The 24296-nt window shown below is 65.6% G+C and carries 22 protein-coding genes; 6 read left to right on the forward strand and 16 right to left on the reverse strand.

Features of this window, described 5'->3' with window-relative positions:
* Positions 1–218: 218 nt before the first annotated feature.
* The 7 genes from UC32_RS08680 to purU all read right to left on the reverse strand — a co-directional run bounded on the left by UC32_RS08680 (position 219) and on the right by purU (position 9387).
* The gene (locus UC32_RS08680; RefSeq protein WP_045730821.1) at positions 219–1625 is read right to left on the reverse strand and encodes an MFS transporter; all 1407 of its coding nucleotides are present in this window, start codon (positions 1623–1625) and stop codon (positions 219–221) included.
* 363 nt (positions 1626–1988) lie between these two features.
* On the reverse strand, positions 1989–2882 hold the full coding sequence (gene fdhD / locus UC32_RS08685) for a formate dehydrogenase accessory sulfurtransferase FdhD (RefSeq protein ID WP_045730822.1): 894 nt from the start codon (positions 2880–2882) through the stop codon (positions 1989–1991).
* Positions 2870–4171 (reverse strand): molybdopterin molybdotransferase MoeA, encoded by a 1302-nt coding sequence (locus UC32_RS08690; protein ID WP_052690549.1) that lies wholly within the window; start codon positions 4169–4171, stop codon positions 2870–2872. Before UC32_RS08690 ends, fdhD begins: the two co-directional genes overlap by 13 nt.
* A 196-nt stretch (positions 4172–4367) precedes the next feature.
* Positions 4368–5249, reverse strand: a complete 882-nt coding sequence (locus UC32_RS08695; protein WP_045730824.1) for a bifunctional 5,10-methylenetetrahydrofolate dehydrogenase/5,10-methenyltetrahydrofolate cyclohydrolase — start codon at positions 5247–5249, stop codon at positions 4368–4370.
* Entirely contained in the window at positions 5246–5917 is a 672-nt protein-coding gene (locus tag UC32_RS08700; protein ID WP_045730825.1) for a cyclodeaminase/cyclohydrolase family protein, read from the reverse strand. The genes UC32_RS08695 and UC32_RS08700 overlap by 4 nt, the downstream gene beginning before the upstream one ends.
* 2 nt (positions 5918–5919) lie before the next feature.
* Positions 5920–8412, reverse strand: a complete 2493-nt coding sequence (locus UC32_RS08705; RefSeq protein WP_045730826.1) for a GcvT family protein — start codon at positions 8410–8412, stop codon at positions 5920–5922.
* A gap of 54 nt (positions 8413–8466) precedes the next feature.
* Positions 8467–9387, reverse strand: coding sequence for a formyltetrahydrofolate deformylase (gene purU / locus UC32_RS08710; protein WP_045730827.1), 921 nt, complete (start codon positions 9385–9387; stop codon positions 8467–8469).
* Positions 9388–9509: 122 nt separating this feature from the next.
* Here purU and UC32_RS08715 point away from each other — a divergent pair, with 122 nt between their 5' ends.
* Positions 9510–10190 carry a GntR family transcriptional regulator gene (locus tag UC32_RS08715; RefSeq protein WP_045730828.1) on the forward strand — a complete coding sequence of 227 codons (681 nt, stop codon included), beginning with the start codon at positions 9510–9512 and terminating at the stop codon, positions 10188–10190.
* Between the two features lie 182 nt (positions 10191–10372).
* Positions 10373–10648: a hypothetical protein gene (locus UC32_RS08720; RefSeq protein WP_045730829.1), complete on the forward strand. Its 276-nt coding sequence runs from the start codon at positions 10373–10375 to the stop codon at positions 10646–10648.
* Between the two features lie 61 nt (positions 10649–10709).
* On the opposite strand, the gene UC32_RS08725 is transcribed toward UC32_RS08720, so the two are convergent.
* Positions 10710–12077 carry a helix-turn-helix transcriptional regulator gene (locus UC32_RS08725; RefSeq protein WP_082072004.1) on the reverse strand — a complete coding sequence of 456 codons (1368 nt, stop codon included), beginning with the start codon at positions 12075–12077 and terminating at the stop codon, positions 10710–10712.
* A gap of 130 nt (positions 12078–12207) precedes the next feature.
* Between UC32_RS08725 and hxlB the strand changes: the two genes are divergently transcribed.
* Positions 12208–12807, forward strand: coding sequence for a 6-phospho-3-hexuloisomerase (hxlB, locus tag UC32_RS08730; protein ID WP_412178019.1), 600 nt, complete (start codon positions 12208–12210; stop codon positions 12805–12807).
* Positions 12808–12853: 46 nt separating this feature from the next.
* Positions 12854–13477 (forward strand): 3-hexulose-6-phosphate synthase, encoded by a 624-nt coding sequence (gene hxlA, locus UC32_RS08735; RefSeq protein WP_045730830.1) that lies wholly within the window; start codon positions 12854–12856, stop codon positions 13475–13477.
* A 185-nt stretch (positions 13478–13662) separates the two neighbouring features.
* Here hxlA and UC32_RS08740 read toward each other — a convergent pair whose 3' ends face one another.
* From UC32_RS08740 to uraD, 4 genes are all read right to left on the reverse strand, one after another.
* Positions 13663–15633 (reverse strand): BCCT family transporter, encoded by a 1971-nt coding sequence (locus UC32_RS08740; protein WP_045730859.1) that lies wholly within the window; start codon positions 15631–15633, stop codon positions 13663–13665.
* 500 nt (positions 15634–16133) lie between these two features.
* Positions 16134–16943 (reverse strand): IclR family transcriptional regulator, encoded by an 810-nt coding sequence (locus tag UC32_RS08745; protein WP_045730831.1) that lies wholly within the window; start codon positions 16941–16943, stop codon positions 16134–16136.
* Between the two features lie 156 nt (positions 16944–17099).
* Positions 17100–17438 carry a hydroxyisourate hydrolase gene (gene uraH / locus UC32_RS08750; RefSeq protein ID WP_045730832.1) on the reverse strand — a complete coding sequence of 113 codons (339 nt, stop codon included), beginning with the start codon at positions 17436–17438 and terminating at the stop codon, positions 17100–17102.
* Positions 17435–17932: a 2-oxo-4-hydroxy-4-carboxy-5-ureidoimidazoline decarboxylase gene (uraD, locus tag UC32_RS08755; RefSeq protein WP_045730833.1), complete on the reverse strand. Its 498-nt coding sequence runs from the start codon at positions 17930–17932 to the stop codon at positions 17435–17437. The genes uraH and uraD overlap by 4 nt, the downstream gene beginning before the upstream one ends.
* 276 nt (positions 17933–18208) lie before the next feature.
* Between uraD and UC32_RS08760 the strand changes: the two genes are divergently transcribed.
* The gene (locus UC32_RS08760) at positions 18209–19429 is read left to right on the forward strand and encodes a GAF domain-containing sensor histidine kinase (RefSeq protein ID WP_045730834.1); all 1221 of its coding nucleotides are present in this window, start codon (positions 18209–18211) and stop codon (positions 19427–19429) included.
* A gap of 101 nt (positions 19430–19530) precedes the next feature.
* Here UC32_RS08760 and UC32_RS08765 read toward each other — a convergent pair whose 3' ends face one another.
* From UC32_RS08765 to UC32_RS08780, 4 genes are read right to left on the reverse strand one after another with little or no spacing between them, the layout of a single operon-like run.
* Positions 19531–19956, reverse strand: coding sequence for an ATP-binding protein (locus tag UC32_RS08765; protein WP_045730835.1), 426 nt, complete (start codon positions 19954–19956; stop codon positions 19531–19533).
* Positions 19949–20281: an STAS domain-containing protein gene (locus UC32_RS08770; protein WP_015938602.1), complete on the reverse strand. Its 333-nt coding sequence runs from the start codon at positions 20279–20281 to the stop codon at positions 19949–19951. The genes UC32_RS08765 and UC32_RS08770 overlap by 8 nt, the downstream gene beginning before the upstream one ends.
* The gene (locus UC32_RS08775) at positions 20271–22250 is read right to left on the reverse strand and encodes a glycosyltransferase family 2 protein (RefSeq protein WP_045730836.1); all 1980 of its coding nucleotides are present in this window, start codon (positions 22248–22250) and stop codon (positions 20271–20273) included. Before UC32_RS08775 ends, UC32_RS08770 begins: the two co-directional genes overlap by 11 nt.
* The gene (locus UC32_RS08780; RefSeq protein WP_045730837.1) at positions 22247–23362 is read right to left on the reverse strand and encodes a PP2C family protein-serine/threonine phosphatase; all 1116 of its coding nucleotides are present in this window, start codon (positions 23360–23362) and stop codon (positions 22247–22249) included. Before UC32_RS08780 ends, UC32_RS08775 begins: the two co-directional genes overlap by 4 nt.
* Before the next feature lie 269 nt (positions 23363–23631).
* On the opposite strand from UC32_RS08780, the gene UC32_RS08785 reads away from it, so the two are divergent.
* Complete coding sequence (locus UC32_RS08785; protein ID WP_235423626.1) at positions 23632–24009, forward strand: hypothetical protein; 378 nt, start codon at positions 23632–23634, stop codon at positions 24007–24009.
* Positions 24010–24296 lie beyond the last annotated feature (287 nt).

Raw genomic sequence — 24296 nt, forward strand, 5'->3', positions numbered from 1 at the left:
TCTCCTGGATTGCGGGGTGTTCCGGCGGGTACTGCTGAGTTGCTTCGCTATGAGCAACGTGCATCACCATATGCAACACGGTGGCGCAGCTCACATCAGATGTCAAGGGGTTACCGCTTTATTGCGTCGCTGCGGGTGTGAAGCAGGCAAAGCAGGGAGGCCCCCGCCGCGGCTGCGGCGGGGGCCTCCAAGCTCGATGTAATCGGGCAGTCCAGGGATCAGTGGGAGAAATCTGATGAGATCTCGGCGAGGGTGCGCCCCTTTGTCTCAGGGGCGAGCCACTGCGAGAGGACGGCGCCGAGCAGTGCGACGGCTGCGGCTACCACCATGCTGGGACCCATGCCGATGTTGCTGATGGCCCACGGCAAAGCGAAGGTGCCGAGCGCTGCTCCGATGCGGCTGAAGGCCGCGGCGAAGCCCATGCCGATGCCGCGCAGGTGGCCGGGGAAGACCTCGGCCGGATAGACCTGGGTCATCGTGGTGTAGCCGGCGTTGAAGAAGGAGAAGGCGAGGAACAGGACCAGAATGAGGATCGCCGGTGCGTCCGCCCAGACTCCGATAACCAGCAGGATGCCTGCGCAGAGCCACTGCCCGGGCACGGTGAGGATTCGGCGGCCGAGCCTGTCAATCAGAAGCACGCTGGTGACGACACCCGCGGCCGCAAGTGCGGAGAGTCCGACTCCGCCGGCCCAGCCGCCGCCGAAGCCGAATTGGGTGAGCACATCGTCGGCGAAGGTTGCGATCGCGAAGTACGGAGTGACAGCGCAGAACCAGAAACCCGAGGTGAAGACGGTGGCGCGCCAGTTCTCCTTCGAAAACAGCATTCCGATGGAGGCGCCCTTGATTTTGGTCCTGTTCTTCGCGGCCTGGGCCTCCTGGATCATCCTGAGGTCGATCTCCTCGGTGATGCTGTTTTTCATCTCCGGAGACTCGACGTACTTGTGCGCGATCTCGAGTGCTTCCTCCCGCCGTCCCTTGGTGATGAGCCAGCTCGGCGATTCGGGCAGGCCCAGGCGGGCAATGAACAGGACGAGCGCAAGTATGGTGCTGGTTCCGATGACGACGCGCCAGGGGGTGCCGGCGTCGTGCAGGAGCGTGCCAACAATGAACGCCACCATGAAACCGACGTACCAGGCGATCAGGGTCAGCCCGAGCAGACGCCCGCGGAGCTTGGGAGGGGAGAACTCCGACAGCAAGGGCCCGCCGATTGAGTACTCTCCGCCGATCGCCACGCCCATGAAGAACCGGATGATGACCAGCTGGATGACGGCCCCGTCTCCGGAGGTTATGAAGAATTGGGCCGCGGAGGCTGCCAGGAACAGTCCCATGTCCACGAGGAACATGGGCTTGCGTCCGAACTTGTCAGTAGCCCAGCCGGCCAGCGGGGAACCCACGAAGATGCCAACCAGCGGGCCAGCAGCGATCAGGCCGAGCGATAATGCGTCGAGCTGGAGGTCGGTCCGCATGAGCCCGGCGACGGGACCGATGATCCCCAGGATGTAACCGTCGAGGAACATCCCGCCGATGAAGACAGCGACGAGCCGAATCATGAAGCGGCGTTTGAACGCGGAGCTGGTCGCTTCTGCCCTGCTTTGATCGATGGTGCTGCCACCTTGGATTGTCATCAACAGTTCCTTCGGGTTTTGTTGCGGGAGCGGGATGCTCACCGCAGCAGGGGCCGCTGGGAAACTGGGTTCCTCCAACTGCGGCCACCGCAGGTCGGTTTCTCGTTGGGAGTGATCGCGTCCCAGTTACCGCAGCCCGGTGCCGCGGAGTGGGAAGTACGCGGATCTGAGAAGTTCTTCGTTCCGGGATGATCAACATGCTTCGTCTTATGCAACAAAACAGTGCGTCAGGTCACACCGGTTGTCAAGAAGATGTCGGCTGGCATTTGCGGCGTTTAACGCCTGCGGCCGCCGAAAAAAGGGCAGCAACAATCGCGCCCCCTCCCTCGCGGGAGTGGCCGGCTTGAAAGGCGACGCGGGGCGCTAGTTTTCCTGGCCGGCCCCTGCCTTGAGAAAGTCTTCTGTTACGGAGCGTGGCCGTTCGAGCCGGTCCCGGCCCGCGTAGACGTTCAGGCTGTGTCCCCTGCTGAATCCCGCGAGTGTCAGGCCGGTTTCGACGGCCAGGTCGATGGCCAGGCTTGACGGGGCGCTCACCGCAGAGAGCACTGGAATGCCGGCCAGTGCGGCTTTCTGGACCAGCTCAAACGACGCCCGGCCGGACACCTGCAACACTGTGCCGCGCAGTGGCAGCAGGCCCTGCCGGAGGGCCCACCCCACCACCTTGTCCACGGCATTGTGCCGTCCCACGTCCTCGCGCAGGCACAGCAGCTCGGGCTCGCCGTCGCCTAATCGGAAGAGACCGGCAGCATGGACACCGCCCGTCTTGTCAAACACGGCCTGGGCCTCCCGCAGCTTGTCCGGGAGGGAAGCAAGGGCGTCTACGGGCACCTTCAGCGGGTCCGCGGAGGGATCGTAGTGCAGGGTCTTCCGCACCGCCTCGATGGACTCCGTGCCGCAGATGCCGCACGAACTGGAGGTGTAGACGTGCCGCATGGTTTCGGGCAGGGGGACGTCCGGACGCAGCTGCGCGTCCACTACGTTGAAGGTCTGCGCTTCGTCGGGGCCGCCGGCGCAGAAGCGCAGGGACACCAGTTCGGATGCCTCCCGGATCACGCCCTCGGAAACGAGGAACCCGGCCACGAGGTCAAAGTCGTCACCCGGCGTCCTCATGGTGACGGCGAATGAACGGCCGCCCAGCCGGATCTCCAGCGGCTCTTCGGCGGCGATCACATCCTCCTTGAACCGGACCGGATATTCGGTGCCCGAGCCGTCCAGGTGGAAGCGGTGGATCTTGCGGCGCTGCGTCATGCGTGCCAAGGCGTGTTCCTTCCAACGCTTACGGCCGCCGGGGTCCAGGGAAGCGGCAGAACCGCCACGGGCTGGCCCGAGTCGACGCCGCCGGGAGGGACAACCATGACGCCCTCAGCCCACGCCAGGCCGCGCATCATGCCAGGTCCAGTGTGGGGCACGGGAAAGGCCAGCCCGGACAGGAACCTGCACGGGATGAGCCGCGTCCGCCCCTTTCCGTCGCTGCAGCCGCCGTCGGGGCCGAAGTCGTTGCCGGAGGTGGCGTGCCGGACCTGCGGCAAGGGCTGGTTTCCCAGCGAGGCCAGCAAGGGGGCGCCGATGGTGGCCAGCGCCATCATGGCGGCGAGGGGATTTCCGGGAAGTCCGACGGCGAAGCGCCCGTCAGGCAGTTCGGCCAGGACAGCGGGGTGTCCGGGGCGCATGGCGACACCGTCCAGCAGCAGGCGTCCGCCGAGGGCGGCCGCGGCATCCCGGAAGTGGTCGGTGCCGGACTTGCCGGTTCCTCCCGTGGTGATGACGACGTCGGCCCGCGCCGGTGAATCCGGTCCGGAGCCGTCCAGTGCCTCAAGCCAGGCATTGAAGGAGTCGCCAATGCGGGTGAAATCGCCCGGTATGCCGCCCAGCTGGGAAATGACGGTGCCCAGTTGCGGGCCGAAGGTGTCCCGGACGTTCCCTGGGGCAGGAATACCTGATGTCACTACCTCGGAGCCGGTCAAAACGACCGAAACCACCGGTTTCGACTGCACCTCCACCAGGTCGTGGCCGGCTACGGCCGCAAGGGCCAGGTGGGCGGGGTTGAGGACGGTGCCGGCTGGAATCAGTGTTTCGCCGGCTAGCGCCTCGGTCCCCGCGGGGCGCACGTGTTGGCCCGGCCGGGGTTCACCAGGCTTGGCGTCGGCGCTGACGGTAAGGACAGGGCGCCCCGTTCCGTCCTCAGCCACCAGCCCGCTTTCCTTGCGGAGCACAGCACTCGCTCCGGGCGGAACCAGGCCGCCGGTGGCGATGACGGCGGCCGTGCCTGGCGCCAGTGGTTGCTGCCCGCCGGCCAGCAGCCAGGGGCCATCCCCGTTCAGCGCCCAGCCGTCCATTGCCGAGGAGGCGTAGTGGGGCAGGTCCTGCAACGCTTTCACGGCTCTGGAGAGGGTCCGTCCGGCCGCTTCATGGAGCGGAACCTTTACGGAGGGGAGGGGACTTGCGCAGTCGTAGGCCAGGCGCCTGGCTTCCGGCCAATCGATCGAGTGCAGTCCGGTCCCCGCCATTGGGGACGCGGGATCTGCGCTGGGCGTGAACGTCATCATGGATGCCCCTTGCGGAGTTGAAGCGAAAACGCCCGTTGCCCGTAAGCGGTGCTTCGACGAGGAATACCTCCCCAGGTTTCAGGCCATCGAAGCACCGTCTACGAGCAACGGGCGACTGATATCTCATTTACAAGACGAAAGATATATCAGTAATTTTAGGTCAGTGGTGGATGTCGTGTCCACACTTTTTCGAACGCTAGGCGTTTTCCAAAAGCTGGACCCGCGACTGCTGGCGTGCAGCCTCCACCGTGTGCAGCAGCAACAGCGCGGTGGTCACCGAGCCGACGCCGCCGGGAACCGGGGTCAGCGCAGCGGCGATGCCATTCACGCTTGCGCCGTCAACATCGCCCACCAGGGAGCCGTCCGGGAGGACGTTGGTACCGACGTCCACCACAACGGTGTCCGGCGAGATGTGGCTGCCGTTCACCAGTCCCGTCCTTCCGGCAGCCACCACCACAATGTCCGCCTGCCTGGTGTGCCGTTCCAGCGGGCCGGAACGCGAGTGGCACACGGTGATGGCCGCATCGCGTTCCAGCAGCAGCAGCGCCAGGGGTTTGCCCACGACGGCGGACCGGCCCACCACGGCGACGCTGCGGCCCGCAACGGGGACGTCGTAGTGGTCGAGGATTTCAACCACGGCACGGGCAGTGGCGGGTGCGAAGGCCGGCTGCCCCACGGCGAGGCGGCCCAGGCTGAGCGGGTTGGCGCCGTCAATGTCTTTTTCCGGCGCGATCAGGCCCACCAGGGCATCGGTCCGGACTCCTGCCGGCAGTGGCGTCTGCAGGATGATGCCGTGGACTGAAGGCTCTGCGCTGAGGTCCCGCAGGACGTTGGCCAGCACCTGCTCGGTGGCATCGTGCCCCAGGTCGATGACGCGGCAGCCGATGCCGGCATTTTCGGCCGCCCGTTCGATGGAGCGGACGTACCAGTGCGTTGACTCGTCGTCGGTGGCGATGACCACTGCGACGGACGGATGCGCACCATCCCGCTCGAGTTCACGGGCCTCATCCCGGGCCCGCTGCCGGATGACTCCCGCCAGCGTCTTTCCGGACAGGGCCCGGGTGGTTGCGGTGCTCATTGAAGGATCCTTTCCCGTACCCGGGCCGCGAGGCTGTCCGCTGCCGCTACAACCTTGTCAGCCAGGCCGTCCGTTTGGTCCGCAAGAAGGGACCTGACGGAGGGGTCCTTGATGGCCACGAGGTTGATGTCGATATTCACCCTTGCGGTGGTTGCGGCGGCCCGGGCGGCATCCGCCGCCGCTGCGACGTCGCTGATCACGTTCGGGTTTGCCACCTCGCCCAGTTCGGTGGCGAGGTCCACCACCGAACCGGCCAGTTTGATGAGCTGCGCCGGGGTCTGTGCCGCCTGGACGAGTGCCGCCTGGATGGCGCCGCTCTTGGCAGCCTTCAGTTCCTCCGTGTCAGCAGGCAGCTTGTAGGAGTCAATGACCGCCTGGAAAACCTGCTCATCCGAATCCGCCAGCCGCAGGGCTTCGGTGGCGAGTTCGTCGGCGATGCCGGTGATCCGCTCCACCAGCGCCGCGTGTTCCGCGTACTTGGGACCGGTGGTGTACCGGGCAACCATGGCCACCAGGGCGGCGCCCTGCGCAGCATGGAGGGCCGCAGCAGCACCGCCCCCGGGGGTCGGCTGCCGGGAGGCGAGCCGGGCGAGGTAGCCGCTGATGGTCTCTGCGCCTATTGAAGCAGGGCCGGCGGAACCTGCACTGTTCGCTTGCTGTTCGGCCATGGTCAGCCGCGCAGCCGGGACATCGTGGGATCGTACAGCGGATCCTGGGTGACGGTGGCAACGATGCGGCGGCCGAAGTACTCGATTTCCACCGAGTCGCCCACCGATACCTCGGCGGGAAGGTAGGCATACGCAATGGGCTTGGCCACCGTGTATCCGTAAGCTGCGCTGGTGACGTAACCCACCGCCTGGTCCTTGTAGAACACCGGTTCCTTGCCCAGCACGATGCTGCGGCCGTCGTCGACCGTCAGGCAGCGCAGGCGCCGGGCCGACGTTTCCTCGGTGCGTCCCTCCAGGGCTGCCTTGCCGACGAAGTCCTCCTTGGCCATCTTGACGGCGAAGCCCAGGCCGGCCTCAAACGGATCGTGCTCGGTGGTCATGTCGGTGCCCCAGGACCGGTAGCCCTTTTCCAGACGGAGGGAGCTGAAAGCGGCGCGGCCGGCGGCGATGATGCCGAAGGGCTGGCCAGCCTTCCACAGCGCATCCCAAAGGCGCTGGCCGTTGTCTGCGCTGGTGTAGAGCTCCCAGCCGAGCTCGCCAACGTAGGACAGCCGCATGGCGGTGACCGGGACGCCGCCGATGACCACTTGCTTGGACCGGAAGTACTTCAGGCCGTCGTTGGTGAAGTCGTCGCTGCTGACCTCACCGACCACCTCACGGGCCAGCGGGCCCCAGAGGCCGATGCAGCAGGTGCCGCCGGTGGTGTCGCGCACCTGGACCCAGTCTTCGGCGGTGCCGTTTGCGGTCTGGTGCCGTGCTGCCCGGTCGAAGTACGCGGTGTCGATGTTGCCGTTGGCGCCCAGCTGGAACGTGTCCTCGCTCAGGCGGGCCACGGTGATGTCGCTTCGGACGCCACCCTGCTCGTCGAGCAGGAGGGTGTAAGTGACGGCTCCGGGCTTCTTGTTCATTTCCGCAGTTGTCAGTTCCTGCAGCAGCTTCAGGGCGCCCGGGCCGGAGACCTCAAGGCGCTTGAGCGGCGTCATGTCGTACATGGCGACGGCGGTACGCGTCTTCCAGGCCTCGGCAGCGGCGATGGGGGAGCTGAACATGCCGGACCAGGCATCGCGTGCCGGCGGCTGCCAGTCTGCCGGCATCTCCTTGAGCAGTTCGGCGTTGGCCTCGAACCAGTACGGGCGCTCCCAGCCGCCGCCTTCGAGGAAGTAGCCACCCAATTGCTTGTGCCGGGCGTGGAAGGGGCTGACGCGCAGGTTGCGCGGGGACAGCTTGGGCTGGAGCGGGTGCAGGACGTCGTAGATTTCCACGAAGTTCTGCTGCGAGGTTTCGCTGACGTACTCGGGGGTCAGCTGGACTTCCTCGAAGCGGTGGATGTCGCAGTCGCCCAGGTCGATGGAGGACTTGCCGGTGGTCAGCAGTTCTGCCACGGCGCGTGCGATGCCGGCGGAGTGGGTCACCCACACGGCCTCGGCCACGAAGAAGCCGTCCACTTCCTTGGACTCGCCCACCAGGGAGCCGCCGTCGGGGGTGAAGGAGAAGATGCCGTTGAAGCCGTCCTCGATCTCGCTTTCGCGCAAGGCGGGCAGGATCTGCTTGGTGGCCTCCCACGCCGGGAGGAAGTCCTCCAGGGTGAAGTCCAGGCGGGAGGGCATGTTGTGCTCGCTGATCTCGTCCGGCTTGAAGCTGCCGAGCTCCTCCAGGTCCACGGGCATGGGCTTGTGGGCGTAGGAGCCGATGCCGTACCGGTCGCCGTGTTCACGGTAGTAGAGGTCCTGGTCCTGGTGGCGCAGGATGGGGAGCTGTGCGCCGTTGGGCAGCTCGTTCTTGCCTTGCTGGGCCGGGACCGGGGTGGTCTTGACGTACTGGTGCGCCAGGGGCAGCAGCGGTACGGACATACCGATCAGCTCGCCGATCTTGGCACCCCAGAATCCGCCGCAGGAGACCACGATGTCAGCCGGGATCACGCCGTCGGGCGTCTGCACACCGGTGACGCGGCGGCCGGACTGTTCGATCCCCGTGACGGTGGTGTTGCCCTGGTACTTCACGCCGGCGGCTTCGGTGCGCTTGATCAGCAGCTGCACGGCACGGGCGGCGCTGGCGAGTCCGTCGCTGGGAACGTGCAGGCCGCCGAGGATTTCTTCCTCATTGATCAGGGGGTAGAGCTCCTTGCACTCCTCGCGGGAGAGGATCTTGCCGTCAATGCCCCATGCCTGTGCGTAGCCGAGCTTGCGCTTGAGGTCCGCGAGGCGGGTTTCGTTGGTGGCAACTTCCAGGCCGCCCACCTGGTTGAAGCAGCTGACGCCGTCCTCGGTCAGGGAGAGGAGCTTTTCCACCGTGTACTTGGCAAACAGCGCCATGGACTTGGAGGGGTTGGTCTGGAAGACCAGGCCGGGGGCGTGGGACGTCGAGCCGCCCGGCATGTTAAGCGGGCCCTGGTCCAAAACGGTGATGTTGTTCCAACCTCTGGTGACCAGTTCATCCGCCAGGTTCGTGCCGACAATGCCAGCTCCGATGATGACAATGCGTGGCGTCGATTCCATGTGGTTCTCCTGCTGAAAAGTCATTGATGTGCTGTGTGCTGGGTGCGGCGCCGGCTAGCGGAACACCACGGTGCTGGTCTGGTCCAGCAGGACGCGGTGCTGGCAGTGCCACCGCACGGCCCGGGACAGGGCGAGGGCTTCGGCGTCCTGGCCCACAGTGGAGAGTGTGCCCGGTCCGAAGCTGTGGTCAACCCGGATGACTTCCTGTTCGATGATGGGGCCCTCGTCCAGGTCGGCAGTGACGTAGTGCGCGGTGGCGCCGATGAGCTTGACACCGCGTGCGTGGGCCTGGTGGTAGGGCTTGGCGCCCTTGAAGCCGGGCAGGAAGGAATGGTGGATGTTGATGGCCCGGCCCTCCAGGGCACGGCACAGATCGTTGGACAGGACCTGCATGTAGCGGGCCAGGACCACCAGGTCCGCCTGGTATTCGTCCACGAGTTCCAGCAGGCGCCGCTCGGCGTCGGCCTTGGTGTCAGGCGTGACGGGAATGTGGATGAACGGCAGGCCTGCGGCCTCCGCCATTGCGCGGTGGGTTTCGTGGTTGGAAACGACTGCCACGAGGTCACCGCCCAGGGTGCCGCCGCGCCAGCGGAAGATGAGGTCGTTGAGGCAGTGCCCGAACTTGGACACCATCACCAGCACGCGCTGCTGGGTCTGGTCGCTGAAGCTGAACTTCATGCCGAACCGGTCTGCGATGGGACGGAACTCTTCTTCGAGCGTGTCCCGGGTGTAGGCCGGTGAACCGGAGAACGCGGTACGCAGGTGCAGCGTTTCGCGGAGGCTGTCATCGAACTGCTGGTGCTCGTCGATGTTGAAGCCGCGGTCGAACAGGAAGGTTGTCACGGCCTGGACAATGCCAGCGCGCTCGCCGCAGGACAGGGTCAGGACAAACTTCTGATCAGTCGGCTGCTCCACCGTTTCGGTAAGCGTGGTCCCGCCGAGGGCCGTCGATGAGGCTGTTTCCACCAGGGTCATGTCTCCTCCTTCTATAGATATATTCCTGTGTTGCGTACTGATATATTAGGTTGGAGATCAGCGTATACTGGTCGGTGAGTGAGGTCAATAGGTTTTTTCGGTTCGAGGGGAGAGGTGCTGCGATGGCAATTGAAACTTTGGCGCTCGCGGAAGATGCTGCCAGGAAATCGCTCGCGGACGTGGCCTACGAAAGTATCCGTGACAGGCTGCTGATGCTGGACATCAAGCCCGGCGACCTCCTCAACGACGATGCGCTGTCCAAGTCATTGGGCGTGGGGCGCACCCCCGTTCGCGAAGCCCTCAAGCGGTTGGAGCTGGACAGGCTGGTGGTGACCTACCCGCGCAGGGGTACCTTTGCCACGCGGGTGGACGTGACCGACCTTTCATTCATCTCCGAGATCCGCGCGCAACTGGAGCCCCTGGCCGCTTCGCGCGCAGCACGCGTTGCCTCGCCGGCAGTCCGGGCGAACCTCAAGGACATCCTGGCTGAGGTTGAGGCCTTTGACGTCAGCGCGGCCTCCGTGGTGGAAACCCTCCAGCTGGATTCCCGGGTCCACCACAGCATCTATGCGGCGGCTGCCAACCCGCACCTCGAGGACATCCTGATCCGTTATGACAACCTGGCAACGAGGATCTGGTGCATGGTGGTGGACCGACTGCCGGATCTCTCTGCCCATGTGCACGAGCATCTGAACCTGTTGCGGGCGGTCATCGACGGCGATGAGGACAGCGCGGCCGATCTGGCGCGCGTGCATGTCAGCGGGTTTGAGCGCGCCGTCCGTGAGGCTCTGTTCAGCGCCTGAGCGCCGCCGTCGCGCTATCGATTGCGCTTTAGCCGCGACGTGCCCCGCCGGCCCCTTCTGCTGGTATTCCGGACCGGTATTGACGCCCCGTGCGACCCGGGTCATACTTTCTTCACCATTGATATATCAAAAAAATATCAATGCGGGCCCGTGAGGGTCGACCAGACTATCCGGAGGAAGAGATGAACCCCAGCGTGCACGCCGTCGCAGATGCCGGAAGCAGCACTATCGAAGCGAAGCGGAACGGCTGCAGCAAGAGCGTGCCGGTTCAGGGAGTCCGGGGCGACTGGGCCCGCCTGCCCGGCCACACTGTGGAGGTGTGGTTGCTCGGGGAGCATGTGGCTACGGGAGTGGTGGACCAGGCCGCGGACGACGATTCGGTCCTGTGGCTTGCCGGCGCCGGCGCTGATACCCGCCGCCTATTCGATAAAGGCACCGGCTACCAGGTCTGGGTTTAGTCCGGTACTGAAGGTGCCTTGGGCGGCCAGCCAGCCGGGCGCCCCCGGTTGGTCCTCCCGGTTACCGCAGCCCGCGGCTGTGTGCCAGCGCAATCGCTTCGGAGCGTGAGGCGACCCCCAGTTTCCTGAACAGGTTCCGGACATGGAACTTCACCGTGTTCTCGCTGATGTTCAGTGCCGACGCGATGCTGCGGTTACGCTGGCCAGCAGCAAGCAATTGCAGGACTTCCAGTTCCCGGGCGGCCAGGTTCCAGCCGGCCACGTCGCCCGGAGCGGCCGGCGGGTCGAGCGGCAGCACAACGGAAATATCCGAGCCCCACCCCGGCAGGAGGTCCACCTCCATTCGCCCGGCCAGTGCCTGGACCCGCCGCTGCAGCCGGCCCATGGCGGGGGCTTCCGTGGACAGTCCACCATTGCCGTCGTCCCGGACGCTGACCAACAGGTTCTCGCCGTCGCAATCCCACTGCGTGCGGACCCGCCGCACCTCCGGCTGCTCCATCATGGCCAGCAGGAGCCCCCGCACAATGGCACGCGCCGCCACGGCCACCTCGCCGGGCAGCGCCCTGCCGTTGAGGGGCGGTTCAATGAACTGGACGTCCACGCCGCTCAGCCGGGTCAGCGGACGGAGGTCGTCCCGCAGGCGCTCGAAAGCCGATGCCACGGGTTCTTCGATCTGTTCGGCGGTCCGGTCGCTGTGCGTCCTGAGTTCCACCAGTGCCCGGGCGGCGAGGTCGGTGACGGCTGCCCGCGCAGCAGCATCGTCGATGGACGTGGACCGGGACGCGGCCACGAGAGTCTCCAAAGTGGTCGAATGCAGGTCCACGAGTTCGCTGGTCACCCTGAGGCGCTCGGCTGACGCCGCGCGGGACTCCACGAGGTACGACGGCGGCGCGTCGCTGACTTTCTCCTGGATGCGGCGGGCAGCAAGGTCCCACAGGTAGCGGACCATGTCCAGGGCTCCGCTGCCTGCTGTACTTTCTGCTGCAATGCCTCCGGGGCCGTCGCCTGATGCGGGGCTGCTGGAGTAAAAGGTTGGAGCTGCGGGCGCATCAGGGTTGGTGATCACCAGCAGGGCGTTACTGGGCGGGTAGGTCAGGGCCAACACGGGGCGGTCCTTCCCGGCGATCATCGCCTCACCGGCCCACATCACGGTGCCGGCCAGCGATTCCCGAAGCTGCTGCAGCTCGGTGATGGACACTCCGGCGGTGATATCCCCGTCTCCGGCCTTCTTCTGGGGCCTTCCTGTGCACTCTTCGGTGAAGATGACCAGCGCATCGCCACCGGCGAAGGGGTGCATTGCCTCGCGGAGCTGCTCTGCAATACCGGAGAGCGGAGCATTCGTGATCCGGGCTATGGCCTTCAGCAGGGGCCATGGAGGCGTGGAGCCGGCAAGGGCAGCAGCGTTATCGGCGGCCATGGTGTGGGTCATGCAGCCAGAGTACGGGACTGCTTCCGTCACTGACTATCCGAATGGGTAGGTGCAACCATCCCAAATCAGCGTTTCGCCTACCCGGCAAGAACGGAACCATGAAATCAGGCCCACAATTGAAGGAGGACACGTGAATGCCACTGTCATGACGGCGCCCGGCCTGGAAGTAACCCGGGAAGCAGTCTCCAGCAATCTCTCCCTGGTACTGGGAGAAATCACGGACACTGCAGCGGCCATCAGCGAAGCGGAACTGGCTGCCGTGTCACGGCTGCTGGAACGCGGCAAACGGATTTTCGTTACCGGCGCCGGCCGCAGCGGACTGGTACTCCGGATGGCCGCGATGCGGCTGATGCACCTGGGCCTTGAGGTCCACGTAGCGGGGGACACCACCACGCCTGCCATCCGGGAGGGCGACCTCCTGCTGGTTGCGTCCGGTTCGGGCACCACCGGCGGAGTAGTCAAGGCCGCCGAGACCGCAGCCAAGTCCCAGGCATTGATCGCGGCCTTCACCGCCAACCCCGGGTCTCCGCTCGCAGCGCTGGCCGACGAAGTGGTCATTGTCCCGGCCCAGCAGAAGGCCGACCACGGCTCCGGTGTGTCCCGCCAGTACTCCGGGAGCCTGTTCGAACAGTCGTTGTTCGTGGCCACCGAAGCCCTCTTCCAATCCCTGTGGGACACCGTGGACGTCCCTGCCGAAGAGCTGTGGCTGCGGCACGCCAACCTCGAATAGCCCCTGCCCCAAGATTTCAACACCCCACCAAAAGAAAGCGACAAACATGAAACTTCAGGTAGCCATCGACCTCCTCGCCGTCGAAGATGCCCTCGAGCTGGCCGGCAAGGTTGCCGAGTACGTGGACATCATCGAACTGGGAACCCCGCTCATCAAGGCGGCTGGACTGTCCGCCGTCACGGCCATTAAGGACGCCCACCCGGACAAGACCGTTTTCGCTGACATGAAGACCATGGACGCCGGCGAGCTGGAAGCCGACATCGCCTTCAAGGCCGGCGCCGACCTGGTCTCCGTCCTTGGCAGTGCCGACGATTCCACCATTGCCGGCGCGGTCAAGGCCGCGAAGGCCCACAACAAGGGCATCGTGGTGGACCTGATCGGAGTCCCGGACAAGGCCACCCGTGCACGGGAAGCCCGCGCCCTGGGCGCTACGTTCATTGAGTTCCACGCCGGCCTGGACGAGCAGGCAAAGCCCGGTTTTGACCTGGACGGACTTCTCCGCGCAGGCAAGGAAGCACAGGTGCCGTTCTCCGTGGCCGGCGGCGTGAAGGCCGGCACCATCGCAGCCGTCCAGGCCGCAGGCGCCGACGTTGCCGTGGCAGGCGGCGCCATCTACGGCGCAGCCGACCCGGCACTGGCAGCCAAGGAACTCCTGGCTGCCATCAGCTGATCCACTCCTTCGCAACACGGCGGTGGCTCTACCTGCACAGGTGGAGCCGCCGCCGTTTCACCATCCGTTCCCGCCATACGAATGGCAGGGCAGGCAGGGGCCCGGCCTGAAGGGTGCGGGAACCTGAAAAGGTCCGGCCCCGGTGGAAATCCATCGGAGCCGGACCTTTCTACTGCGTGGTTTGGCTAGTTCTTGCTGGCCTCGGCGCTGGACGCAGGGCTGGAGCCCGAGCCGGGGCAGGATTCCCCTTCCGCGCACTTCTCGCTGTGCTCGTGCCGGGTCACCAGGTCGAACTGGACGCCGCCGTGCTGTTCGACGCCGGTACGGATGGCGCGTTCGACGACGGACGTCGCCAGGCGGCGGCGCAGCGACAGCGGGTCCCGCCGCAGGTCCTTCGCGAGGGCGAAGCACAGCAGCAGCATCACCACGACGAACGGCAGCGCCGCCACAATGGTTATCCTTTGCAGGCCTGACAACGCTTCGGACGGTTCATCGCCGCCGGCCAGCAGCATCACCGCGGCCACGGCGCCGGTGAGGGCGCCCCAGAAGATCACGAGTCCGCGCTTGGGATCCGAGGCTCCGTTGGAGCTGAGGGAGGACATGATCAGCGAGGCTGAATCCGCGCCCGTGATGAAGAAGATGGCTACCAGGACCATCGCCAGGACGATCACCGCGGCCGTCAGCCAGCCCGGCATCGGCAGGTTCTTCACCAGGTTGAACAGTGCTCCGTCAAAGTCGATCGACGCCACGCCGTCGGTGACGGTCATCAGGCCGGGCTGGCCTGCCTCGTCAGCTTTTTGCTGCACATCGAATGCTGCCCCGCCAAAGATGCCGAACCAGATCACGCTGACAACGCTGGGAACCAGGAGGACACCGGTGACGAACTGCCGGATGGTGCGGCCGCGGCTGATGCGGGCGATGAACATGCCGACGAAGGGCGTCCAGGAGATCCACCAGGCCCAGTAGAAGATGGTCCAGCTGGACATCCAGGTGCGCAGGGCCTCGTCCCCCACGGCCTCGGTGCGGGAGGACATTTCGGCCAGGTCGCGGGCGTAGTCGCCCACGGCCGAGGGGATGAGGTTGAGGATGAACAGGGTGGGGCCGGCGATGAACACGATGACCGCGAGGACTACGGCCAGGACCATGTTGATGTTGGACAGCCACTGGATGCCGCGGCTGATGCCGGAGACTGCGGACGCCACGAAGCATGCTGTCAGGATGGCCACGATGGCCACGAGTGCAGGGGTCCCTACCTCGCCCACCCAGCCGTTGGAGGTGAGGCCGCTGCCGATCTGCAGGGCACCGAGGCCCAGCGATGCGGCCGTGCCGAAGAGTGTGGCGAAGATGGCCAGGATGTTGATGAACTTGCCCACCGGGCCCTCAACCGTCCGGATACCGAACAGTGAGGTGAAGGCGGCGGAGATCAGCTGCTTGCGGCCCAGGCGGTAGGTGCCGTAGGCCATCGCGATGCCCACCACGGCGTACATGGCCCAGGGGTGCAGCGTCCAGTGGAAGATGGACGTGGCCATGGCGGTCTGGATGGCGGCAGGTGTGCGGCCGTCAACCGTTCCGGGTGGCGGCGAGATGAAGTGGTAGAGCGGTTCAGCCACGCCGTAGAACATCAGGCCAATGCCCATGCCGGCCGCGAACATCATGGCGATCCAGGACACGGTTCGGAATTCGGGCTTCTCGCCGTCCTTGCCGAGGGGGATGTTGCCGAACTTTCCCATGGCCAGCCAGAGGACGAAGACGACAAACAGGGAGGCGAGGACCATGAAGAGCCAGCCTGTGTACTCCATGACCCAGTCAAGGGCGTCCTTGGAGGTCGCGGCCAGGCTGTCCTTGCCGAAGAACCCCCAGAGCACGAAGGCGACGGCGATGGCGCCAGTGATTCCGAAGGTTGCCTTGTCCAGGGTGAGCTTGCGGTTGCGGCGCTGGGACACCGCATGTTCGGTCTTGGTCTGGCGCAGTTCCTCGAGGATCTGGTCGTACTCTTCGGTGTCCGGGATGGGCTCCGTGAGTGCGTCCTCCGCGGGCGGGGCTGCGGTGTCCGGTGTGCTGCCGCCCGGGGTGGCGGCAACATCCGCGGGGATGCTGTCCTGGTCGTCCTCGGGACGCCCGGGTTTAGGGGTGGTTAATTCACTATTGATAGCCATGAGCTGGATCCTTTGCTCGGCGGTCATGGACATGCGCAATGGCAGGGCCTGGCGCGTCCGCCGGAACGAAGCTTGGGGGACTTCGCCGGAGTTGAAGGCCATGATGTCGCCGTAGATGGTGCGTAGCTGTTTTAAGGCAGGTGCTTGCCGGCAGTCTCTTCCCGGCGCCGGCAGGCGTGGTGCGTGGAGTTACCTCTGGTATGGGTCGCGGCGGCTGGAAGAATCCGACGGACCGGGATGGCGGACGGGTAAAGCACCTGGGGAGTGTTTCGCAAGGGTCAACAGTATTCGCGTTAGGCAACAGAGTGCGCTACGCCACATTTAAAGTCAAGGTATTTCCTCATGCCGGGGCAACAAGACCCGGCCGCTTGACAGTGAGGAAAGCGAAATCAATTTGTTGCACACTACGGCTGCGGTTGCGCAGGGAGCAATTAATCGCCTGATATTCGAGATGGAAGTGGCCCCGGTCCACGGGACCGGGGCCACTGTTGTTGGGCCGCCTAGCGCCTGGCGTACCCCATGTTGGCGCTGATATGGAGGCCAGCTTCCTGGAGTGCCTCCACCAGGCCAGGAATCTTCTCGGGGTCGAAGCGGAAGGCCGGGCCGGAAATGCTGATGGAACCCACCACGTTGCCCTGGTGGTTGAACACCGGCACCGCTATCGCGTTCAGGCCGATCTCGAACTCTTCGCGGACCACGGCGTAACCCTTGTTGCCGGCATCCAGCAGCTGGCGGTCAAGTTCCTGCCGGTTGGTGATGGTGCGGGACGTGCGGGCCGGGAGGCCGGTCTCCTTCAGGATCCTGTCGCGTTCGTCCGTAGCCAAAGCGGCGAGGAGGATCTTTCCGCTGGAGGTGGCGTGCAGCGGGGTCAGGCTGCCCACCCAGTCGTAGGTGGCCAGGGTGGAGGGACCCATGGCCTGGTCCACGTTAACCGCATAGTTGGAGCGCAGCACGGCGAGGTTGACCGTCTCCTTGAACTCGGCCGCGAGGCCCTCCAGGACCGGCCGCGCCTCATGGACCAGGCTGAGCCGGCCAGGGATGACGCTGGCGAGGCGGAGGATGCCGAACCCCAGCTGGTATTTTCCGCGGTCGCTGTTCTGCTGGACCATGTCCCTGCTGACCAGGGACCCCATCAGCCGGGACACCGTGGACTTGTGGATACCCATTTCGTCGGCAATTTCACTGACTCCGGCCTGGCCTTCGCGGGCCAGGATTTCCAGGACCGCGAGGGCGCGCTCCACGGACTGCACCCCGCCGGACGGTCCGCTTTCGGCATCCGCGTCGGGTTCGGGGTGGTTGTTCGAAGCCATCAGGCGCTCCCACGTCGTCGCTGCCGCCTGCGTGCCGGCGGGCCGCAAGCGCTGGTCGGTTACTCCATTCGATCCTATGCCGGGATCTGTGACGGGCACGACACGGAGTCCGGCAGGGCAGCGTGAAGAGGCGTGCCGGGGTGCATTGGGGCGGGTCTAGCTGCCCCTGTATGTGGAGTAGGCGAACGGGCTCAACAGCAGCGGGACGTGGTAGTGCTCAGGGCCTGACACCTCGAAAACAAGGTCCACTTCGGGGAAGAAGGTGGCGGTCTGCAGTCCGGCGTAATACGTGCCGGTGGCAAAGTTCAGTTTGTAGTGGCCCGGTTCCAGCTGCTCGGGTCCAAGGTCCTTCGCACGGCCGTCCGCATCGGTGGTGGAAGCGGCAAGCTCACGCCAGGTGCCGGCGTCGTTCTTGGAAAGGACGACGGCGACTCCCGCCGCCGGGCGCCCGGCACCGGTGTCGAGGATGTGGGTGGTGACGTGGGAGGTGCTCATTCGCTGATCAGTCCTTCGAGCCGGAGTACGGCGATTTCGCGCAGCTGCTGGGCCACGATGGTGTCTTCCTCGGCGGGGGTGTTGGCGAGGCGGCTGTTGAGGGCCTGCAGGATTTCCGGTGCGGTACGGCCTGCGGCGCGGATGAGGAACACCCGGCCGAACTTTTCCTCGTACTCCCTGTTGCCGCGGGCCAGCGCCTCCGCAGCCTCGGCGTCCGCGGGATCCACCCCGGCCTGCTCTGAACGGGACATGGACGCCTCGGCGGTGCCCGCCGTCGGCCGTTCCCCAATCCTCGGGTGGTGGGCCATGGCGGACTCCACCTCGGCAGGGGTGAAAGGGCTGGCGGCCGCGGAAGCGAACGCCAGGAGGGCTTCCCTGCTGTGGAAGGGCCGGGCTGCGGTGACGGCGTCCACCCAGCGGGTGACATCGATGCAGGGCTTGAGGGTGTCTGCGGCGGAGGAGGGGTCCGCGCTGTTAAATTCGGCAAGCTTCATGCTGGCTGGTTCCTCGGTAGCGATGCTGGCATCCATGGTGACGGCTATGCGGAGGCCGGATTGCCCGGCGCCCCCGTGACGGACTCGCCAAGGCAAGCCTACGAAGGTTCCGCATCATGGAACTGTTATTTCAGCATACGTAATATCTAAGGGCAGGAAGTCGGTGGTGTCAAGAGACTACAACACCACTGCGGCCTACCCGGTATCATCACGGAAAGGCCTTTCAAAGGCCTGCTGACACAGACTGGGGAGTCAATAATAGATGGACGGGACGCTATGCAGACGCTGACCGATCAGGATGCCGGACGAGATCTTGGCCTGCAGGAATACGGATTACTGCCAGCGAACGAGGGGACCATCCCCATACTCATTGACCGGCAGGCGCAAGGTGCCCTCGACAACCTGGTGCGCGTGGCGGCATCGCTGTGCGGCGTGCCCTATGGCGTCGTCAACATCATCACCTCGGAGCAGCAGCTACAGATAGCGGCGTCCGGTACCGAAGCAGGCATCTGCTCGCGCGAGGACTCCATGTGCGCCTCCGTTTTCCTGGACCCAGGAACCACTGTGGTGCGGGACGCCTCCCTGGATCCCCGCTTTGCCGCGAACCCGTTCGTCACGGGGGAAATCGCGAATGTCCGTTTCTACGCCTCGGTCCCGTTGCGCACGTCCACGGGCCTGGTGTTGGGTTCGTTGTGTGTCTTCTCCGACCAGGCCGAACTCCCCTCCCAGGAGCAGATAGACCTGGTGGAAGTGCTGGCCCTGCAGGTGGTGGAACTCCTCGAACTCCAGCACCGGACGCTCCAACTGGACCATGCGCTGGTGGAGCTGCGCCGAAGCAACGCCATGCTGTCCGAGTTCGCTGGCCGCGTGAGCCATGACCTCCGCGCCCCGCTGACCACCATCCTGGGCTACGTCGAGCTGGCCGAGGACGATCCCAACATGGCCCCGGACAACCCGGCCGCCGAGTATCTGGATCTTATTGGCACCGGGGGCCGGCGCATGCTGGGAACCCTCGAAGATGTTCTCAACTACGCCCGCGCGGATGGGGAGCTGCACCCGGAACGGGTGTCCCTGCTGGCCGTCACGGCAGAAGCTGCCCAGGATCTCGGAGTGGACCTGGGCCTGGGCAGCGGTTTCCTCTGCGAGGACGCCGAACTCACCGCGGACCGTCAACAGCTCCGCACCCTGATCCAGAACCTGCTGGCCAACTCGTTGAACTACCGGGAGCCCGGCCGCGGGCTGGAAGTGGCCATCACCGCCACCACCTGCCCCCGCGGTGTCACCGTCCACGTGGCTGACAACGGCAAGGGCATCAGGCCCGCGGACCGGGGGAGGGCTGTGGAACCGCTGGTCCGGCTCCACCGGCCGGGAGACGGGCCGGGCTCGGGCCTGGGCCTGGCGACGTGCCAGCGGATTGCCCAGTCGCACGGAGGCGAGCTGAGCATCAGCGAGACGCCCGGCGGCGGAGCAACTGTTTCGGTTTTGTTCCCCGCCTAGCCCATCCGTCCGTCACCCCTTCTAGTTTTTGGGCAGGTAACGGGACTCCGCAGCGGCGGAAGTCCCGTTACCTGCCCAAAAACTCTGTCAGTTAGGTGGGGCTAGTCCTGGGACGACGTCCTGGACAGCACCCAGGTGTTGGTGCCGTCCTGCCGTTCGAACGTCACGGTGGTCACCAGGGCCTGGATCAGGGCAAGGCCGCGGCCGGACTCAGCGTCCTCACCGGGCGTTGCCGGCTCCATGGGGCCGAATGGTGGCTTTGCGTTGTAGGCGCTTACACGCGCCTGGAGCAGCAGTGGCGCCACGGTGATGTCCACGCCCAGCTCCACGGGATCCGCGGCCGCCGGTTCTGCGTGCTGGACGATGTTGGACGCCGACTCGATCACCGCCGTGGTGAACGTCATCTGGTCCATGTCATTGACGAACGGCACATCGAGCCAAAGGCTGTCCATATCGTTGTGGACGTCGTTGATGGCCTCGTCGGTGGCGAGCCCGCGGAAGCTGCGCGAGGCGAGCACTTCAGTCATTGCTGAACGCCTCTTCGACCGACGGGTAGGCCGTGAGGACCTTGTCCATGCTGGTGAGCTGCAGGACCATCTTCACCTGCGGCTGGACCGCGGCGATCCGCAGGTCCCCGCCGGCCTGCCGCGCAGCCTTCAGGCAGCCAATGAGGGCGCCCAACCCGGAAGAATCCATGAAGGCGGTGTTTTCCAGGTTGACCACGATCCGGTTTGACCCGCCGGCGATCACGTCCGTGACGAACTCGCGGAGCTTGGGCGCGGACACCATGTTCAGCCGCCCGTCCGCCTTGACCTCGGCATATGAGTCCTTGACCTCATAGCTAAACTCCATCGGGATTCCTCTCGGATTGTGTTGGTTCTGTGGATTCTGCGGGCGGTTCAAAGCCCTTGTAGAGCACTGCGCGGACCAGGATGCTCATGACCACCAGGTCGAAGATCACCCAGGCCACGTTGACCAGGGTGCCCAGCGGTTCGGCCAGGCCAGTGGCCAGGCGGACAATTCCGGCGACGGCGGCCACGGCCAGCAGGATGGACACCACGATCTGGGGCTGGATGAGGCTCCAGCTGGGTCCGCCGCTTTGGCGCGCCTTGGGCGTCACCGCGAACCCCAGGGGACGGCCGAACCAGACGTTGCGGGCCGCCGTCGTGCACGCCTTGATCCAGGTGGGGAACAGGGCGAGGCTGTACTGCTGTCCGCGCCAGGTGGGGATACCGCGGCCGGCCACCGCGAACAGCAACTGGTTGACCACCATGAACGGGATGAACCGGATGAAGAAGTCCCAGCTGAGGCTGGTGACGGGCAGGATGCCCAGCAGCAGGTAGATGATGGGGGCGGCGAAGTAGATGACCGCCGCGAAACCGCTCAGGTAGGTCCACATGGTGGCGAAGTACATCAGCCGCTGGCCGATCTTCAGGCCCTTCTGCACCAGCGGGTTTTCGCGCAGCAGCACCTGGATGGTGCCCTGGGCCCAGCGGAGCCGCTGGGTGAGCATGGTCTTCAGGTCCTCCGGCGCCAGGCCGTAGGCAAGGATCTCGTGGTGGTAGACGCTCTCCCACCCCATGGCGTGCATGCGCATGGCGGTGGCCATATCCTCGGTGACCGAGATGGTGGCCAGCGGCATGATCGGCTGGGCTTCGTCGTTGCGTTCCACCGACAGGGCGTCGAGGACGGCCTGGACCGATTCGAGGGCGCCCAGCGGGGACCAGTCGCGGGCGGACATGCGCTGCACCGCGTCATCGGCCACCACTGGAACGCCGGCCTCGCCAACATGGGCGAGTTCCATGGCCGCGATTTCCTCGAGGTCCGACTGCAGGGCCTCCACGTCGGCCTGCACCAGGGTCTGCACGGCGGTGTCCACGCGGCGGCGCACCCGGTATGTGATCTCGCTGAGCGCCATTCCGGAATCCAGCTCCTGCTGCGCCTCCACGGTGGCGGCTTCCACCTCGTCCAGTACCTGGGCCACCAGCGGCGAGTCCATGTCCGTGGACTTGCGGGCCTGCCGGATAGCCTGCCGGGAGGCGGCCAATGCGCGGCGGATGCTCTTCTCGGTTTCCTTCACGTAGCCCACCAGGCCCAGCTGCATCAGCGCTTCACGGCGCAGGATGGCGTTGGAGCCGCAGAAGAAGGCAGCATTCCAGCCGTCCTTGCCCTGCTGGATGGGTCCGTAGAACAGGGGCGCCTGGCTGCCCAGGGGGTCATCGGCCGGGACGTTGCTGAAGTACTGCGGCGTCTGGACCAGCGCCACTCTGCGGTTATTGAAGTAGCCCAGCGTCTTTTCCAGGATGTCCGGCTCGGGGATCTGGTCCGCGTCCAGGATCAGCAGGAACTCGCCGTCGGTCTGCATCAGCGCATTGTTCAGGTTCCCTGCCTTGGCGTGCCGCGGCAGGTCCTTGGTCCAGTCCTCGCTGCGGGTCACGTAACCCAGGCCATGCTGTTCGGCCAGAGCCTTCATCTCCGGGCGGGCGCCGTCGTCAAGGATCCAGGTGCTGTGTGGGTGCCGGATTTTCTGGGCTGCCAGCGCCGTGGTGAGGACCATGTCCAGGTCCTCGTTGTACGTGGTAATAAAGACGTCCACCGTGGCGTCGGCCGGTGGCTCCGGAGCGCCCTTGCGGATCTTCAGGTTCCACACCGTCATGCCGAACAGCATCACGTCGATGAGGCTGTACGTTTCGGCGATGACCAACGGCAGCGCGATCCACCAGGCTTCCCAGTTCAGGGATGCCATCCACCGCCAGGCGATGTAGTTCACGCCGGTGATGACGGTCAGCACCACCACCAGGCGGGTCCAGAACCGGGTCATGCCGCCACCCCCTCCGGGAGCCTGCGGACCACAACCACCGTCACATCGTCCTCAGCGGTCTCAGCCGGGGCGAGGGACAGGATGGCGCTGCTGGCCGCCTGCGCGGAATGTTCGGACTGGGTGGCCCGCCGGACAGCTTCGGTGAAGTCCTCCACGGTTTCGAAGACATCAAGCACGCCGTCGCTGACCACCACCAGGCAGTCGCCGGGCGCCAGGTCGAGGCCGGACTGGGGCCACTCGGACCCGGACCAGGCCCCCACCGGCGGCCCTCCCGACGGAAGACGGTGTGCTGCTCCACCGGACTCGACGTGCAGCGCGAGCCCGTGGCCGGCGTCGACATAGCTGACCTTGCCTGATGCCGCATCCAGCCGGGCATGGAAAAGGGTGACAAAGGAGTTGGAGGAATCAAGGTCCGTGGCGATCGCCCTGCTGGCGGAGGCGAACGCGCCGTCCAGGTCCTGCCGGCGGCCCGTGGAGCGCATGACGGCACGGACCGTAGCGGCGATCAGCGCCGCACCCATGCCCTTGCCCATGGCATCGGCAAAGGTCAGGTGCAGGCCTTCCGGAGTCTGGTACCAGTCGTAGAAGTCCCCGCCCACGCTGCGTGAAGGGCGGAAGACCCCGGCAACGTCGTAGCCCTCAACACGGATGTCCTCCTTGGGCAGGAGGCTCTGCTGGACCTCGGTGGCACGCTGGAGTTCGCTCAACGATGCGGTGTCGGCTGCGGCGGGGGAGGGGCGCCGGCGGAATAGCGCATTAATTCTCGACTGCAGTTCGCGCGGGCTGAACGGCTTGCTGATGTATTCGTCCGCACCGTTGTCCAGGCCCGTCAGCTTGTCCAGTTCGTCGGCGCGGGCAGTCAGCATGACGATAAACGCATCGGAGAATTCGCGGAGGAGTTTGCAGACCTCCAGGCCATCCAGGTCCGGGAGGTTCAGGTCAAGGGTGACCAGGTCCGGCTGGCTGCGCCGGACCTCCTCCACACCGGTGAGGCCCTCACCGGCCTCCGTGACTATGAAGCCCTGCTTGGTCAGTACGCGGACCAGGAGCCCGCGGATGTCCGGGTCATCCTCGATGACAACGGCACGACGAACTTCAGGGGGAGAGACCATAGCTCTACTTCTACCGTATTAAGGCGGACGGGGCATGTCTCAGCGCTTCACAGTTTCAAGTGAATCCGCTGTTCAGCGGCGGAGCGTGACCGTGATGCCGGGCCCCCAACCCGCCGAAAGGGGTTCTTGCGCAAATCTTGGGACCGGCTTGCCCGGACGTTGAGCATCGCCCGGGACACTCGGAGCAAGGCTGCAGCTTCCGGGCAGCAGGGGATACGACGGCGGTCCCCGCCGGAAGTTGCCTGGCCGGCGGGATTGCGGGGGAAACCATGGAACAGACGAAGAATACGAACCGGGGTGCGCCCGCCGAGGCTGCAGCCGGGCCGCAAGCCGGAGGTGGTCCGGCTGTTGGCCTGGACCTGATCGTCAAGGAAGTCCTGGCGATGGGCGCTGCCAGGGCCCGGGCGCTCTGGTGCCTCCATGTCCATGCCCGCAAAGTCCGTGCTGCTGCCCGCGAACTCGCTGCTGCCCTGGCCGAGTCCAGGGACGTCTGGAACTGGCCGGGAGACCGGCTGCCCGTGGGCGACGAGATGTCGCAGCACGTGGAGAAGCTGACCCACCGGTTACGGGTTGAGACGGATGCCCACCACCGGCTGGAAGGACTCTTCAAAACTGTGGGCAGGGGGCGTTCCGTCCAGGCGGTTTAGATGCCACACTGGGGAGCAATCGATTGGCTGGGGGAAACAGTCAGGAGATTGCGGTGGGTTGGATGGCAGGTTGGGCTTACCTTTTGGCGGGACTCATGACCATGGACGCGCTTCTCCTGGCGCTGTGGGCCATGGAAGTGGACTGGGGCAAGTACTGGCGAAGGAAGTAGACGCCTCCCTCCGGAGCCGCGTCCCGCCTAGGTGTACTCAGTCAGTAGGTTGTTTGCACCTGCTGGTGGGTGGTTTGCCTCCGAGGCTGCTGTGGGGCCGGTGGTTGTTGTAGAAGT

Source organism: Pseudarthrobacter chlorophenolicus, from assembly GCF_000962805.1.
GTDB lineage: Bacteria > Actinomycetota > Actinomycetes > Actinomycetales > Micrococcaceae > Arthrobacter > Arthrobacter chlorophenolicus_A.